We start from the raw sequence: 17062 nt of genomic DNA on the forward strand, positions 1-17062 counted from the left end.
TCTTTTTCTTTCTTTAGCAAAAAAGTGCTAAAATTAACAGGGGGGGACAATTAACTCTTCTTTTAAAAAGAGTAAAGAAAATTAACTTAACTTTCTATTTTTCACACATTAGCAAATTTATCTATATATTGCAATTAAAGATTGAACTATATTATTAAAAAATTGAACTATATCACCAAAATAAAGCATGAAAAACAAAAATATCGCAATACAACATCATTACAATACACGAAAGTTGACTACCCTTATTGAAAACAAAACTACTTACGCTTCTGAATATGCAGAGTTAAATATTTTTGAGACTTATAAAGCCACTAAAAATGTAATTTTAAATTTTGATTCCACTATTATAGCGAGCATGTTAACTGGGAAAAAATCAATGAGTATTGACAACGGAAAATATTTTGATTTTATTCCTGGAGAATCTTTGGTTATACCTGAAAATATGAATCTTCATATTGATTTTCCTGATGCAAGTCTAAAAAAGCCTACTCAATGTTTAGGATTATCTATCGATCAAAACAAAATAAACGAAGTCGTTTATAATTTTAATGAAACTACAGTTATTGAAAGGACAAATAATGATTGGAACCTAAAAAAAGACCCTTCTCATTTGACAAATAATACTGAAATTGATTTACTTGTTAGTAGACTAACCAGCACTTTTATTAAAAACACAAAGTCTAAAGATGTGCTATTAGATTTAATGATACAAGAATTAATTATAAGACTTTTACAAAGTAAAGCCAGACAAGTTATTCTAAACAATGTTAATGATGCTTTTAACGATACAAGAATTGGCTTTACAGTAAAATACATAAAAGAGCATTTAACCGAAAATGACTTAACTCTCGATAAAATGGCAGAAAAAGCCTGTATGAGTAAGTCTCACTTTATTAAAAAATTTAAAAATACTCTAGGAGTTACCCCTATTGATTTTTTAAATTCAGAGAAAATAAAACTAGCCAAACACCTAATTAAAAGTCATCCTAACGAACGTATTTCTGACATTGCATACAAAGTTGGGTATAATAATGTTAGCTACTTTAATCGCCTTTTTAAAAAACACGAACTATTAACTCCACAGCAATTCAAAAACACTCTTGTTAAAAACTAAGTATTGGTTTTAGTTATATTTTTTGATTGTTTATGAATTAACTTTATAAAAAACTTATTTTTACTCTCAAAAACAATTGAATATACTTATTGAAACAGTTTTTTTAAACTGGCACATCATTTTACTTTTTTTCTTTATTGCCATTTTATACTCTTCTGTAGGGTTTGGTGGCGGATCTAGTTATTTAGCTGTTTTAGCTCTAACCAGTTTACTTTTTACTCAAATTAGAGCCACAGCACTCTTATGTAACATCATAGTTGTTACAGGGAATGTTTATATATATATGCGTCAAAAACAATACCAGTGGAAAAAGGTTATTCCTCTTACTCTTTTTAGCATTCCCTTAGCTTTTTTAGGAGGGTATTTACGCATTAGTCAAACATTCTTTTTTATTCTTTTAGGATTTACCCTACTCTTTGCTGCTATTACTATGTGGATTTCTAACAAAACAATTAGTAACAACAAAACAATCAACTTAAGCTTAACAAAAAATGCTGGTTATGGAGGAATCATTGGCTTTATTTCAGGAATGGTAGGTATTGGAGGTGGTATTTTTTTAGCTCCTTTATTACACTTAACCAACTGGGATACTCCTAAAAGAATTGCCGCTACAGCTAGTTTTTTTATTCTGGTTAATTCTATTTCTGGATTAATAGGTCAATATACAAACCCTGAATTTTCTATTGATAAAAATTTAACTTTACTTTTATTGGCTACAGTTTTTATTGGTGGACAAATTGGTAGTAGAATGAGTAATAAATTCTTTACTCCAATTCAATTAAAAAAGGCAACCGCTATTTTGATTGCCTTTGTAAGTATTCGTATTTTAATTAAGTATTTATTCTAATTTCGCTTTTAACTCCTTTTATTACTCTTTAACTTTGATTAGACATATGAATACCTTTTTCTTTTTTTATTCTATTTTGAAAGATTGCTGTTTTCTTTCCTTTTTTCTCTGAAAACTTATACGTGTAAAATCCGTCTTCAAAAGAAAAATTATTTGGTGATGTTGGGTAAATTTTAAATTTGCTTGAACTCCCTTCTCTTTGACTGTACAATTGATTGTTTTCCATCGTAATAACACGAATTCCTCCATCTTCAAACTTATAAGCACCTACCCACTTTTGCTGCTCTTCTTTTGATAAAGACACCTCACTTTTACCTTTAGAAAAAGGTTTATTAATAGCCAATCCTGCTATTTTTATAGCTGTATTTGTCGGTGATTGATTCCCACAATTAGAAAATATAATTACATACACATCTTCGCTTTGAACATACACTCCCATAGACCTATATCCTGGTATTGCCCCACCGTGTTCAATAGTCGGTACACCATTTATTTCATTAAAACTCCAACCATACCCATAATTTATCTTCTTACCATTATTTAACGTGTAATTAGTAAAAGCTTTATCAATTGTTTCTTTTTGCACTAGTGTATTGTTACTAATTGCTGTTTGCCATTGTAACATATCATCTACATTCGACATAATTGATCCTGCTGCATAAGGTAATGTTAAACTTATGTATTGAGCATTTACGAACTCTTCATTCCTTTTTTGGTATCCTGTGGCTCTGTTTTTAATCAATCTTGTATGACTTCCGTAGTAAGAAGAATTCATGTTTAATTTCTTAAAAATTCGTTCTTCTACAAATTTTGGATAACTCATTCCACTTACTTTTTCTACAATATATCCCAAAATGAAATATCCAGAGTTATTGTATTTATACTGTTCTCCTGGTTCAAAATCCATCGGTTCATTTTTAAAGAAATCGATAAACTTTAAAGGAGATTCATCTATAGTCATCACTTCACTAAACTTTCGCATTGATGTATAACTTTTAATACCTGAGGTATGTGTTAATAAATGGTGAACGGTAATTTGTTTTCCTTTAGTTGGGTAATCGGGTATAAACTTAGTTATATCATCTTCTAAACTTAATTTCCCTTCTTCTAGCAACATTAATATTGAAACTGCTGTAAATTGTTTTGTAATTGAACCTACTTCGAAAACATTTTCTGGCTTCATATTTACATCAAGCTCTAAATTAGCTTTTCCAAATGCTTTTCTGTAAAGAACGTTTCCTTTTTTAGCAACCAAAGCAGACACTCCTGTTTCATTACTTTTAAATTGAGCTTTTAATATTTCATCTATTTTTGACTCTAAATTTTGAGCAGAGATTATACTTGTTAGTAAAAAACATAAAGAGAAGAAAAGCACTTTTTTAATTTGAATTTGGTTTTTCATTTGGTTTGTTTTCATGATTATTACATTTAAGACGAAACTAGAGCAAATAGGTTACATACTACTTCTCAAAAATAAAAAAGCAGCATTATTTCATGCTGCTTATGATCCCCAAAAGTATGAATGATGTTCTTAGCCTAACCAAGCGTTCATCATCCATAAAGTTTTTTCCTGTTCCGAGATAAAATCACTCATCATAGAATTTGTTCCTTCATCTTCTGCCTCTCCTGACAACTCCAAAATAGTACGTTCAATTTTTAACAATTCAGACAATGAATTCACGACCAGTTTAACAGCCTCTACATCGTTAGAAATATTTTTTCCAACGGGCACTTTCGATACTTTTGTGTAATCTTCAAAAGTATGCAACGGAGTTCCTTGTAAGGTTAGAATTCTTTCTGCAATTAAATCTACTTTTTCTTGTGCATCGGTATAAAACTCTTCAAACTTAACATGTAATTCGAAGAAATTTTTTCCTTTAATATTCCAATGCAACCCTCTTACGTTTTGATAATACACTTGAAAGTTTGCTAATAGAATATTTAGTTCACTCACTAAATTTACTGTTTTTTCTTTATCTAACCCTAAAATTGTTGTTAACATATTATATTGATTTTAAGTTTTTTGCTTTTTCTCCAACAAAATTACCGCAACTTTTAACACTTTTACCATAAAGCGAATTGATTGTTTTAATATCTTTATCAAAAATTATTATACTGATGACTATAACGCAATTAAAATATACACTTGCTGTTGCTGAATATAAAAACTTTACGATTGCTGCTGAACATTGTTTTGTTACGCAACCAACACTTAGTATGCAAATTCAAAAGCTAGAAGAAGAATTAGATGCTAAAATTTTTAATCGTTCAAAAAAGCCAATTGAATTGACTGACGTTGGTAAACGTATTGTAGAGCAAGCTAAAGTTATTGTGGATGAAAGCAATCGAATTATCGACATTGTACATCAACAAAAAGGGTATGTAGGAGGAGAATTTAAATTAGGGATTATACCTACCATTATGCCTACTTTACTACCAATGTTTTTAAAAACATTTAGCAAAAGTTTTCCAAAAGTACAATTGATTATAGAGGAGTTAACTACAGAAGAAATTATTAGAAAACTAACTGATGGACATATTGATGCTGCCATTGCAGCAACTCCTTTAGAAAATGAAGCCATTAAAGAACGAGTACTTTATTACGAACCTTTTGTTGGTTTAATACCTAACGAACATCGATTGTTCAAACAGAAAAAGATTAAAATTGATGATTTAGAGATTGACGATATTTTATTGTTAGAAGATGGTCATTGCTTTAAAGACAGTGTTATTAATTTGTGCAGAACAAATAAAAGAAGTACAACACATCATTTTCAATTAGAAAGTGGAAGTTTTGATACATTAATAAAACTATCAAAAGATGGACTAGGAATGACTTTACTTCCATATTTAAATACACTTGATTTAAATGAACAAGACAAAACGCATTTAAGAGAATTTGAAACTCCGCCTCCAGCTCGTGAGGTAAGTTTAATATATCATAAATCGCAATTAAAAATGCAATTAATTGAGGCTTTAAAAAATACTATTGATGGTGTTATTAGAGGCGCCATAGCTTTTAGTGATGTAGAAATCATTAGTCCAATTCATAAGAATTAACAATAAAAAATCCCGCTAGTTGCGGGATTTTTTATTTAAAAACTATATTCTGATAATGGCTTCGGAAAATCTTCTGGATTTGCTGCTAAGTGATAACGAGGATCATCAACTGCTTCTTCAATAACATCTGCAAAAATTGGACTTGCTTTATATAACAACACCTTACAATCTTCACTCAAATGCTTTAAAGTTACTTTTTTTCCTGCCTTTTGATATTTCTCTACTAATATAAAAATAGCTTCAATAGCTGAATGATCAGAGATACGAGATTCTACAAAATCAATCTCTACATTAGCTGGATCGTTTTTAATATCAAACTTTTCATTAAAAGCAGTAATACTTCCGAAGAATAAAGGTCCCCAAATTTCATAAATCTTAGTTCCGTCTTCTTTAAAACGCTTTCTTGCTCTAATTTTCTTTGCATTTTCCCAAGCAAAAACTAATGCTGAAATTATTACCCCTACAAATACTGCTATCGCTAAATCAAAAATTACTGTTACTGCAGATACAATGATTAATACAATAGCATCAGATTTTGGAATTTTATTCATAATTCTAAAACTAGACCATGCAAATGTATCAATTACCATCATAAACATTACTCCTACCAAAGCTGCAATAGGCACTTGCTCTATATATTTATCTGCAAATAAGATAAAAATTAATAAGGTAACTGCCATCGTTACTCCAGACAAACGACCTTTACCACCAGCATTAATATTAATTACAGTTTGACCAATCATACCACAACCACCAGTTCCTCCAAACAATCCACTTAACATATTTCCTGCTCCTTGCGCTACACACTCTTTATTACCGTCACCTCTAGAATCAGTTAACTCATCAACTAAATTCATGGTCATTAAGGTTTCTATCAATCCTACTGAAGCTGCTAAAAAGGCATAGGGCGCAATAAACTTTAACGTATCTATATTAAACGGTAGATTACTCCAAAGCTCTAATAGGTTCATTTTTTTTGATATTTCATCAAAACCATTTAAACCTGCTCCACCACCGTCTCTAATAAAATCTCCTACATTGATAGACTCTAATCCTCCAAAAATAGACACAAACGTAACAATTAAAATAGCTGTTAACGCTGCCGGTATTTTTGTTGTAAGTTTAGGAAGTAACCATATAATTAACATGGTTAATAATACCAAACCAATCATCGTATACAATTTTGTTCCTTGTAGGGTAGATTTCACTACTCCACTATCTTTTACCGAATAGAATCCGTCATTTGCTATATTATAAACTACTTTTTTTGTCTGTGCATCAAACACTTGAGTATCTGACTTTACAAAAACTTCTTGGTTTGTTTGATTACTAATGATTGAATTTCCTTTGATAGAAAATAAAGCAGTATCAGAAACTAGATCTTTCACTTCTCCATCAGCAACCTTGTATACCAATTCTTTCGATTCAGTTTTGCGCATATTTTGTCCGAAAATATCCTTTTTATTCTCTTTAAACATTCCCAACTGAGCTATAAAAATAACTACAGCTAAACCATTTACAAACCCCATCATTACTGGGTGCGGAATTAATCGGACTAATTTCCCTAACTTAAAAACCCCAGCAAATACCTGAATAATCCCCATTAACACCACTGCTGCTAGCAAATAGAAATATCCCATATTTTCTACAGGGGTATCAAACAATAGCCCTTTAGCATGACCTTCTTGTATCATGTTTACAAAAATTACGGCTACCGCACCAGCTGCACCAGAAATCAATCCTGGTCTACCTCCAAATAATGCTGAAGTTATCCCTATTACAAAAGCTCCAAAAAGTGCAACAATAGGACTAATTTGAGCTACAAAAGCAAAAGCAACTACTTCTGGTATCATTGCCAAAGAAACAGTGATACCCGCTAATGAGTCATCTTTTATGTTAATCTTCTTATTTTTAATGTATTTCATCATAATATTTAGGCTTCTTTTGTAAAAGTGGGCAAATGTAAAGATTATTTTATAGACATCCTTTTACGTTTCATTAAGTTTAATTTTGTCGGCGTTATTTTTTGCCTTAATTTTGAACGTTGAACTATCAAACCAATTTGGTAGCAACACATGAGCAGAAAAATACTACTTACTTCGAAAGAAATTGAAATCATTCTGCATCGATTAGCTTGTCAGTTAATCGAGAATCACAACGATTTTTCTAATACCGTTTTAATAGGATTACAACCTAGAGGTACTTATTTAGCAAACCGTTTAGCTAAATTACTAAAGAATGAATATCATATTAAAGACTTACAATTAGGTTTTTTAGATATCACTTTTTATCGTGATGATTTTCGCAGAAGAGAAGCACCTTTAGAAGCCACCTCAACACAAATTGACTTTTTAATTGAAGATAAAAAGGTGGTAATTATTGATGATGTTTTATACTCAGGAAGAAGCGTACGAAGTGCATTAACAGCACTGCAATCATACGGTAGACCTGATAGTATTGAACTATTGGTATTAATTGACCGTCGTTTTAGCCGTCATTTACCAATTCAACCTAATTACCGAGGAAGACAAGTAGATGCCATCAACGAAGAAAAAGTAGTTGTTAACTGGCAAGAAACTCATAAAGAAGATACAATTTACCTTGAACCCAAGCCTACAAAGCTTGATTAGTTATGATTAAAAAAACAAACTAAGATGAAGCAGTTAAGCGTTGAACATTTATTAGGAATTAAATACCTTAACAAAAATGACCTTGAGCTTATTTTTGAAACTGCTGCTCATTTTAAAGAAGTCATTAACCGACCTATAAAAAAGGTTCCTTCGTTACGTGATATTACTATTGCCAACTTATTTTTTGAAAATAGTACACGTACAAAACTTTCGTTTGAATTAGCTGAAAAACGTCTCTCTGCCGATGTTATCAATTTCTCTGCAGGACAATCTTCAGTTAAAAAAGGAGAAACTTTAATTGATACCGTAAACAACATTTTATCAATGAAAGTTGATATTGTGGTAATGCGTCATTCAAATGTAGGAGCAGGAATTTTCTTATCGAGACATGTTGATGCAAAAATTATCAATGCAGGTGATGGTACTCATGAACACCCTACTCAAGCCTTATTGGATAGTTTTTCGATGCGTGAAGCTCTTAATAGCGACTTGAAAGGTAAAAAAATTGTAATTGTAGGTGATGTATTACATTCTCGTGTAGCCTTATCAAATATTTTCGCTTTACAACTACAAGGAGCTAAAGTAAAAGTTTGTGGTCCTACAACATTAATTCCGCGTTATATTTCTAGTTTAGGAGTTGAAGTAGAAACCAACCTTAAAAAAGCTTTAGAATGGTGTGATGTTGCCAATGTTTTACGTGTACAGCACGAACGTATGGATATTAAATATTTTCCATCAACTAGAGAATACACACAACTTTTTGGAATTAATAAGGAAATTTTAGACAATCTTGACAAAAAGATTGTCATTATGCACCCAGGACCTATAAATCGTGGAGTAGAACTAACAAGTGATGTTGCCGACAGCAGTCAATCAATTATCTTAAATCAAGTAGAAAATGGAGTAGCTGTACGAATGGCAGTTATTTATTTGTTAGCACAACAAATAAAAAGATAGTCATGAAAACAACTCATAAAACAGATTATACACTAATTACTTCTGATGAAAAATCTTTTTCAGACTTTATAAAAAACTTTGAAAAAGAATATAAAAACTATACAGGAAAAAACCTGATTCTTCAAATTTCAGAAGAATATAACACCACTAACAAAAATATTTTGTTATTTTTGAAATACGCTCATGAACACCAAAACAATGGCACATCTTTTGTTGTAGTATATAAAGATGTAACTATCGATGATTTTCCTGATACATTTAACATTGTTCCTACTTTAACAGAGGCAGAAGATGTTATAGAGATGGAAAACATTGAACGCGATTTGGGCTTTTAAGCTAATATTTAATAATTATTCATTCCCCCTAAATGATAATCTATGGTAAAAAAAATACTATTTTTAACTTTCTTCTTGACTATTTCATTTGGTTTCTCACAAGAAAAATCGATTGAAAAGTTAGTTGCTTCCCCTAACCCATTTACAAATAGTACCACTATTTACTTTAATGCAAACAACGAACAAACAGTTATTTTAACTGTAAGAAACGTGTTAGGAAAAACGGTTTTTAACAAAGAACTTAAAGTTGTGAAAGGACGTAACTCTTTTCCATTTCAACGTAACGATTTAAAGTCAGGAATGTACATTTACGCAATACAAAGCAATAAAGAGATTATATCTAAACGCTTTGTGATAAGATAAATGAGTTTACACTTAACTATTTTAGGTTGCCATTCAGCAACCCCAAGAGTTAATGCTTACCCCACTGCTCAATATTTAGAGATAAACAATCGTCATTTTTTAATAGATTGTGGTGAGGGTACACAACGACAAATGCGAAAATATAAGGTTGGTTTTTCTAAAATCAACCATATTTTCATTTCTCATTTACATGGCGATCATTTTTTTGGCTTAGTTGGACTAATAGCTACTTTTGGTATTTTAAATAGAGAAAAAGAGCTTCATATTTATGGTCCAAAAGGAATTAAAGAAGTTACAACTCTTCAATTAAAGCTTTCTAAATCGTGGACAAAATATGCTATTATTTTCCACGAATTAGAATCAAAAGAGAGTGAATTAATTTTTGAAGATGATAAAGTTTCGGTAAGAACTATTCCTTTAGATCACAGAATCTATACTAATGGTTTCCTATTTACAGAAAAACCTAAACCAAGAAAACTCCACATCGAAAATATTCAGCAATATGACGAGATAGAAACCTGTGATTTTCACAACATTAAAGCAGGAAAAGATTTTGTACTCTCTACTGGTGAGATCATTCCTAACGATGAGTTAACCATCGATCCGCCCAAACCATTAAGTTATGCATTTTGTAGTGATACAGCTTACAAACCAGATATTGTTCCTACAATTAAATATGTTGATTTATTATATCATGAGGCTACCTTCTTAAAAGATAGAGAAGATTTATGTGAAAAGACTAAACATTCAACCTCAGAACAAGCAGCTCTAATAGCAAAACAAGCTAACGCTGGTAAACTTATAATTGGTCATTATTCTAGTAGATACGACAATATAAATGACTTCAAAGCAGAAGCTCAAACTGTTTTTGAAAATGTTGAATTAGCAGAAGCTGGTAAACTTTACAGTACCAACTCATTCCCTATTGAAATTTTAAACTAATATTGATTCGTAGATAACAACACCAATGTGCAAGCTTCTATAGGAGCTATTCCACGGTCTTTCAATCTATCAAAAAACTCTTTATTTTCTGTTCCAGGATTGAAAATTACTCTTCGAGGTTTCAAACTAATTACATAATCATAATATTCTTTTTGATGTTCTGGGTTTAAATACAAAGTAACTGTATCAACATTTGTAAACATTTTTTTTTTTGGTGTCAATAGTAACATCAAACACCTTACCTTCTCTCAAACCAATAGCCAACACAGGTATATCTTTACCTATCAACCTTTTAATAGCAATGTTAGCATACCTATTCGGATTTAAAGAAGCTCCTAATACTAATGTTGTTTTATTCATATTTGTTAAGAATACGTTAAACTCTGTTAATCTAGGTAACAAAAATACCCTATAAGTAGTCTATTAGGCATAAAAACAATCCAAAAAACACCAAAATGAAAAACATATTATTGATACTTTTAACTGTATTAAGCACTAGTATATATGCTCAAATGCCCAAAAGTAGCCTTCCTAAACCAGGAGTAATTTCTGGTAAGGTTATCGATCAAACAACCCAACAACCACTTCCCTATGTTAACATTATAATCAAAGATGCTGCCAAAAAAATTATCACTGGTGGCATTACTGATGACAATGGATTATTTTCTATAAAAAATATTCCAGAAGGGAACAATACTGTTGAAGTTCAATTTATAGGTTATAAAACTTTCACAAAACCCGTTTTAGTAGACCGTAAATCGAGCAAAATTAATTTAGGAACCATTAGTCTTGAAGAAGATAGTACCACTTTGGATGAAGTTGAAGTTCGTGCAGAAACCTCTACCGTAACTCAAAAAGTAGATAGAAAAGTTATTAATGTTGGTAAAGACTTAACTTCTGCGGGCGCTACCGCTTCTGAATTATTAAATAATGTACAATCGGTTAGTGTTGATAGTCAGTCAGGTAACATTAGCTTACGCGGTAACGAAAATGTACGTGTATTAGTTGACGGAAAACCTACCAACATCCCCGCTTCAGAACTATTAAAGCAAATCCCTTCTTCATCAATCAAAAGCGTTGAGTTGATTACCAACCCATCTGCTAAATACAATCCTGAAGGAATGAGTGGAATTATTAACATTATTCTGAATAAAAATGCCAATATGGGCTTTAACGGTTCTATAAATACTGGTGTTGAAGCTGGACATTATGTTCGTTACAATGCTTCTACAAATATGAATTACAAAACAGGAAAAGTTAATTTCTTCGGTAACTACGGATTTAATGGTGGGGATCGTTACAACTTTGGTTATGTTAACAGACCTGGAACTAACAATCAAGATTTTATTTTTATAAATGATAATGAATCTCACTTGTTTAAGATTGGAGCTGACATTTATTTAGATGATAAAAACACTTTATCTCTTTACACTACTCAAAACTGGTTTGATAGCAACGCTAACGGGCGTGCCATAATTACAGATAACAATGGTAATTTAATAGAACATTCTCCTAATACTCAAACTAGTGAAAGCCATAATCAAGCCTATAATGTAAATTACAAACATGATTTTGAAAAAGAAGGACACAATATAGAGTTTGAAGCCAACTTTTCAAAGAATGACTCTCCTAATTTTTTAGAAAATAGATTTTTAGAAGGTTCTCAGCCAGATTATATTAATGATATAAACAGCAAAAGAGAGGGTACGCTTTTAAACTTAGACTATACAAACCCTATTTCTAAAAATGGAAAATTAGAATTAGGTGCAGAATATCGAGTAAATAAAACTGATAATACAAACCTTACTACTCAGATTAACTTTAACAATTCTTCTTTTACTTATGATAGAGATGTTTACTCTGCTTATGCTAATTATAATCACAAATTTGGTAAGCTAGATATGCAAGTAGGTGCACGTTTTGAGCAATATAAAATAAAAGGAATATTCAATCAAGAAGGTGAACCTACAGAAATTGTTACAGATGATATTTTTACTGTATATCCATCAGCTTTTCTTACCTATAATCCTAATGAAAAAGACCAATTTCAATTAAGTTATAGTAAAAGAGTAGATAGACCAAGTGTTGGACAAGTAAACCCTATTAGAGAATGGAGTACTCCATTAATTACATCTGTAGGTAACCCAGATCTTGTGCCACAATTTACAAATTCAGTTGAATTCAATTATACTAGAAAAATAAAAGGTGGATCTATAACTATAGGAAGTTTTTATAGAAATATTAATGATGTTATTAACAGAGCCACTTATAAAGACCCTAGTGATGATAATGACGTAAGGCAAATATTAACTTTTGCGAATTTTGATGATACAGATGCTTATGGTTTAGAATTTTCAGCAAACTATAAAATTGCAAAATGGTGGAGAGCAAATGCTAGTATGGATTACTATTCTCAAAAACAATTTGGTACTACAGATTTAAGCGACCCTAACGCTCCTACTACTGAAGTTAAAGCAGATATTTTTAATGCAAGAATCAGTAACAATTTTACAGTCTCAAAGAAATTACGTTTACAATTATTTGCTATGTATAGAGGGCCTAGAAAAGATATTCAATGGGATGTAGATCCTATGAAAATGGTAAACATCGGTGCTAACTATAGTATCCTTAAAGGAAAAGGAGACATCAACTTTAGAGTAAATGACATTTTTAACACTATGAGATTTAAGTTTGACTCTACTAGACCTTTTGTTCAAAACGGACGCTTTAAATGGGAAAGTAGAACCGTTTACATTGGATTTAACTATAGATTTGGTGGAGGTAAAAACAAAGCTCGTACAAGAAAAAGACGTGACAATAATGATGCACAAGGAGGCGGAGGTTTCCTATAAAAATCAATTTTCAGAAGATTCCCTAGTAACAAAAAATCCGAAGTTAATACTTCGGATTTTTTATTTTATGTATCAGTAAAAATTACCAACGAATCACAACCGATCCCCATGTAAACCCACTACCAAAAGCAGCCAACACAACTAAATCACCATCGTTGATTTTTCCTTTCTCCCAAGCCTCTGTTAATGCTATAATTACAGAAGCAGCAGTAGTATTACCATACTTCATAATGTTGTTATACACTTTGTCATCAGACAATTGGAATTTCTTCTGAATAAACTGTGCGATACGCAAATTCGCCTGGTGCGGAATTAACATATCAATATCTTCTTTTTGCAATCCGTTTGCTTGTAAACCTTCCATTATGGCTTCTGAAAAACGAACTACTGCATGTTTAAACACAAACTGACCATTCATATACGGATAGTAAGAAGTATCATCTGGATCATTCGCTTTCATAATTTCAGGTACCCAACGACCTGTTGAAGGGCCTTCTAACACCAATTCTTTAGCATATTTTCCTTCAGAATGTAGATGAGAAGATAAAATTCCTTTTCCTTCTTCCTCACTACGTGATAAAACCGCTGCTCCTGCTCCATCACCAAAAATTACAGTTACTCCACGACCACGAGTAGAACGCTCTAAACCTCCAGAATGGTTTTCAGAACCAATTACTAAAACATTTTTATACATTCCTGTTTTAATGAACTGATCTGCTACAGAAAGTGAATAAATAAATCCAGAACATTGATTACGTACATCTAATGCTCCAATTGTAGGCATATCTAATAAATCTTGTATCTGTACTCCTCCTCCAGGAAAGTATAACTCAGGACTTAACGTAGCAAAAATGATAAAATCAATATCATCTTTTGTCAAACCAGCACGCTCAATAGCTATTTTTGCGGCTTTTGCTCCCATTACTGATGTTGAATCATCAGAAGTTTTTGGGTCAATCCAACGACGCTCTTTGATACCAGTTCTTTCCTGTATCCATTCATCACTCGTCTCCATAAACTGAGTTAAGTCGTCGTTAGTCACTACGTTCTCAGGAACATAATAACCTAATCCTGTAATTTTTGAATTATACATATATTTTTATCTTGATTATTTTGTTGTTAGCAAATTAAAAGCCTGTAAAAGTATGAATTTTATACAATCCGTACAAAAGGTGTCATCTTGTCACTAATTTTTATTTGGTATTTTTTTTGACTATTCATTCAGTAGAAAATAATATCAAACAAAATATATAATTATGAGTAAAGGAAACATTAATGTGTCGGTTGAGAATATATTTCCGCTGATTAAAAAATTCTTGTATTCTGATCACGAAATCTTCTTACGTGAATTAATTTCTAATGGAACTGATGCAACTACTAAATTAAAGCATCTTATTTCTATTGGTGAAGCAAAAACAGAATTAGGCGACGCTAAAATTGAAATAAGTATTGATAAAGATGCGAAAACCTTAACTATTAAAGACCAAGGAATTGGTATGACTATGGAAGAGGTTGAAAAATACATTAATCAAATTGCTTTTTCTGGTGCTGAAGAGTTCTTAGAAAAGTATAAAGACGATAAAAACGAAACAGGTGTTATCGGTCACTTCGGATTAGGTTTCTATTCGGCTTTTATGGTTGCAGATAAAGTAGAAATTTTTACCAAATCGTTCAAAGACGAGCCTGCTGCTCACTGGACATGTGATGGCTCGCCAGAATATACTTTAGTAGAACACGACAAGTCTGATAGAGGTACTGAAATCGTATTACACATTGCTGAAGATTCTACTGAGTTTTTAGAAGAAGGTAAAATCCGTGGATTATTGACTAAATACAATCGTTTCAACCAAGTACCAATTAAGTTTGGAACAAAGAAAATAAACGATCCTGACTTTACTCCACAAACTACAAAAGACGAAGATGGTAAAGAAGTTACTGAACCTCACAAGCAAATTGAAGTAGACAATATCATCAACAACACAGATCCTGCATGGACTAAAAAACCAGCAGATTTAGAAGATGAGGATTATAAAAACTTCTATCGTGAGTTGTATCCAATGCAATTTGAAGAGTCTTTATTCCATATTCACTTAAATGTAGATTATCCATTTAACTTAACAGGAATTTTATATTTTCCTAAGTTAACACAGAACTTGGATATGCAAAAGGATAAAATCCAATTATACCAGAACCAAGTATTTGTTACCGATAACGTAGAAGGAATCGTTCCTGATTTCTTACAAATGTTAAAAGGGGTAATTGACTCTCCAGATATTCCATTAAACGTTTCTCGTTCGTATTTGCAAGCAGACGGAGCTGTAAAGAAAATCTCAGGATACATCACTAAAAAAGTGGCAGATAAACTTTCTTCTTTATTCAAAAATAACCGTGAAGATTTTGAGCAAAAATGGAACGATATCAAGGTTATTATTGAGTATGGAATGTTATCGGAAGAAAAATTCTTTGATAAAGCGAAGAAGTTTGCCTTATACCCTACTGTTGATGGTAAGTTCTTTACGTTTGATGAGTTAGTTGAAAAAACTAAAGATGCTCAAACTGACAAAGACGGAAATCACATCGTTTTATATGCTGCTCACAAAGATGCACAACACAGTTATATTGAAGATGCAAAAGCAAAAGGATACGAAGTGTTATTATTAGACTCTCCTATCGTTTCGCATTTAATGCAAAAGTTAGAAATGGAGTCTGGCGATGCTAAAGTACAATTCAAGCGTGTGGATGCTGACCATATTGATAACTTAATTAAGAAAGACGATACCGTTATTTCTAAACTTTCTGACGAAGAAAAAGAAAAGTTAAAGCCTGTTATTGAAGGAGCTGTAAACAACACAAACTATACAGTACAGCTAGAAGCAATGGATTCTAACGCTTCTCCTTTCATAATTACCGTACCAGAATTTATGCGTCGTATGAAAGAAATGAGTGCTACTGGTGGTGGTGGAATGATGGGAATGGGTAATTTACCTGAAATGTACAATTTGGTAGTAAACACCAACCATGAGTTAGTATCAGAAATTTTAAATGCTGATGAAGACAAGCAAAAACAATTAGTTTCTCAAGCCTTTGATTTAGCTAAATTATCTCAAAACCTATTACATGGTGAAGAGTTAACCAACTTTATCAAACGTTCATATGAACTAATTAAATAGTAGTAAATCACTACAGATAAATTAAAAGCCTCTTTGTATATACAGAGAGGCTTTTGTTTTTAATTCTCTACAAAATACATTAGATTCGTTTCACTAAAAAACAGCAATAAACTGAGATTATGACACATATTATTTGTTTTGGAGATAGTATTACTAGAGGCGAAAATGATAGTGAAAAAGGTGGTTGGGTAGATCGTTTGAAAGCTCACTGCATGAAACTTTTTCTAAAAACCAGAAAAGATGAGATTTGTGTTTTCAATATGGGTATTGGAGGAGAAACGACTGATGGTTTAGTCAAAAGGTTTGTAAACGAATTCGATACTAGACTCTTAAAAGATGGTAACAATATTGTAACACTAGCCTACGGTGCCAATGATATTACTTTGTTAAATGGTAAAAACACCGTTTCCTTAGAAAAATTTCGCGACAATCTTAATTTATGTATAGAACATGCCTTAAAACACAATGCAACTGTCTATTTAATCAATATACTTCCAGTTATAGAAGACGATAATAATATTAAAAAGAGGTCTCTAAAAGATATTTTAAGATATAATGACATTTTGTTATCAATCGCACAAAAGCAAGACATTCATTTTATTGATGTACATAGCAAATTTGACATTGTTAAAGAGAATTTACTTACCTATGATGGTGTTCATCCCAACGCAGAGGGACATGAAAAAGCTTTTAACCTAATTAAAGAGGCTATTTTTAACAAATCACAATCAACAACCTAATATATTTTTTTCTAAATATTATTATAGCTTCTGAAATTCACCAAACCCT

General features: G+C 31.5%; 15 protein-coding genes and 1 pseudogene. 11 read left to right on the forward strand and 5 right to left on the reverse strand.

Features of this window, described 5'->3' with window-relative positions:
• Positions 1-187: 187 nt before the first annotated feature.
• Together DFQ07_RS00830 and DFQ07_RS00835 are read left to right on the forward strand one after the other, a co-directional pair.
• Positions 188-1117: an AraC family transcriptional regulator gene (locus DFQ07_RS00830; protein ID WP_133534394.1), complete on the forward strand. Its 930-nt coding sequence runs from the start codon at positions 188-190 to the stop codon at positions 1115-1117.
• A gap of 76 nt (positions 1118-1193) precedes the next feature.
• Positions 1194-1964, forward strand: a complete 771-nt coding sequence (locus DFQ07_RS00835) for a sulfite exporter TauE/SafE family protein (protein ID WP_133534395.1) — start codon at positions 1194-1196, stop codon at positions 1962-1964.
• A gap of 28 nt (positions 1965-1992) precedes the next feature.
• On the opposite strand, the gene DFQ07_RS00840 is transcribed toward DFQ07_RS00835, so the two are convergent.
• Both DFQ07_RS00840 and DFQ07_RS00845 read right to left on the reverse strand, forming a co-directional pair.
• A complete protein-coding gene (locus DFQ07_RS00840; RefSeq protein ID WP_243743908.1) occupies positions 1993-3381 on the reverse strand; it encodes a serine hydrolase domain-containing protein in 1389 nt (462 codons plus the stop codon).
• A 114-nt stretch (positions 3382-3495) separates the two neighbouring features.
• On the reverse strand, positions 3496-3966 hold the full coding sequence (locus DFQ07_RS00845; protein ID WP_133534396.1) for a Dps family protein: 471 nt from the start codon (positions 3964-3966) through the stop codon (positions 3496-3498).
• A 116-nt stretch (positions 3967-4082) separates the two neighbouring features.
• Between DFQ07_RS00845 and DFQ07_RS00850 the strand changes: the two genes are divergently transcribed.
• Positions 4083-5024 (forward strand): hydrogen peroxide-inducible genes activator, encoded by a 942-nt coding sequence (locus tag DFQ07_RS00850; RefSeq protein WP_133534397.1) that lies wholly within the window; start codon positions 4083-4085, stop codon positions 5022-5024.
• Positions 5025-5059: 35 nt separating this feature from the next.
• Here DFQ07_RS00850 and DFQ07_RS00855 read toward each other — a convergent pair whose 3' ends face one another.
• Positions 5060-6952, reverse strand: a complete 1893-nt coding sequence (locus DFQ07_RS00855; protein WP_133534398.1) for a SulP family inorganic anion transporter — start codon at positions 6950-6952, stop codon at positions 5060-5062.
• Between the two features lie 147 nt (positions 6953-7099).
• Here DFQ07_RS00855 and pyrR point away from each other — a divergent pair, with 147 nt between their 5' ends.
• Genes pyrR through DFQ07_RS00880 form a run of 5 tightly spaced genes read left to right on the forward strand, consistent with a single transcriptional unit; the run spans position 7100 to position 10251 of the window.
• A complete protein-coding gene (gene pyrR, locus DFQ07_RS00860; RefSeq protein ID WP_133534399.1) occupies positions 7100-7654 on the forward strand; it encodes a bifunctional pyr operon transcriptional regulator/uracil phosphoribosyltransferase PyrR in 555 nt (184 codons plus the stop codon).
• Between the two features lie 24 nt (positions 7655-7678).
• Positions 7679-8611 (forward strand): aspartate carbamoyltransferase catalytic subunit, encoded by a 933-nt coding sequence (locus tag DFQ07_RS00865; protein WP_133534400.1) that lies wholly within the window; start codon positions 7679-7681, stop codon positions 8609-8611.
• 2 nt (positions 8612-8613) lie between these two features.
• Complete coding sequence (locus DFQ07_RS00870; RefSeq protein ID WP_133534401.1) at positions 8614-8946, forward strand: hypothetical protein; 333 nt, start codon at positions 8614-8616, stop codon at positions 8944-8946.
• A 42-nt stretch (positions 8947-8988) separates the two neighbouring features.
• Positions 8989-9309: a T9SS type A sorting domain-containing protein gene (locus DFQ07_RS00875; RefSeq protein ID WP_133534402.1), complete on the forward strand. Its 321-nt coding sequence runs from the start codon at positions 8989-8991 to the stop codon at positions 9307-9309.
• A complete protein-coding gene (locus tag DFQ07_RS00880; protein ID WP_133534403.1) occupies positions 9310-10251 on the forward strand; it encodes a ribonuclease Z in 942 nt (313 codons plus the stop codon).
• Here the strand turns inward: DFQ07_RS00880 and DFQ07_RS00885 are convergent.
• A pseudogene (locus DFQ07_RS00885) lies at positions 10248-10611 on the reverse strand (CoA-binding protein). The gene DFQ07_RS00880 and the pseudogene DFQ07_RS00885 overlap by 4 nt on opposite strands.
• A gap of 95 nt (positions 10612-10706) precedes the next feature.
• Here DFQ07_RS00885 and DFQ07_RS00890 point away from each other — a divergent pair.
• Positions 10707-13103: a TonB-dependent receptor domain-containing protein gene (locus DFQ07_RS00890; protein ID WP_133534404.1), complete on the forward strand. Its 2397-nt coding sequence runs from the start codon at positions 10707-10709 to the stop codon at positions 13101-13103.
• Between the two features lie 82 nt (positions 13104-13185).
• On the opposite strand, the gene DFQ07_RS00895 is transcribed toward DFQ07_RS00890, so the two are convergent.
• Complete coding sequence (locus tag DFQ07_RS00895; protein WP_133534405.1) at positions 13186-14196, reverse strand: 3-oxoacyl-ACP synthase III family protein; 1011 nt, start codon at positions 14194-14196, stop codon at positions 13186-13188.
• A 163-nt stretch (positions 14197-14359) separates the two neighbouring features.
• Here DFQ07_RS00895 and htpG point away from each other — a divergent pair, with 163 nt between their 5' ends.
• Together htpG and DFQ07_RS00905 are read left to right on the forward strand one after the other, a co-directional pair.
• Positions 14360-16273 (forward strand): molecular chaperone HtpG, encoded by a 1914-nt coding sequence (htpG, locus tag DFQ07_RS00900; protein ID WP_133534406.1) that lies wholly within the window; start codon positions 14360-14362, stop codon positions 16271-16273.
• A gap of 119 nt (positions 16274-16392) precedes the next feature.
• Positions 16393-17013: an SGNH/GDSL hydrolase family protein gene (locus DFQ07_RS00905; protein ID WP_133534407.1), complete on the forward strand. Its 621-nt coding sequence runs from the start codon at positions 16393-16395 to the stop codon at positions 17011-17013.
• Positions 17014-17062: the final 49 nt, after the last annotated feature.

The organism is Tenacibaculum caenipelagi, assembly GCF_004363005.1.
Taxonomy (GTDB): Bacteria; Bacteroidota; Bacteroidia; order Flavobacteriales; family Flavobacteriaceae; genus Polaribacter; species Polaribacter caenipelagi.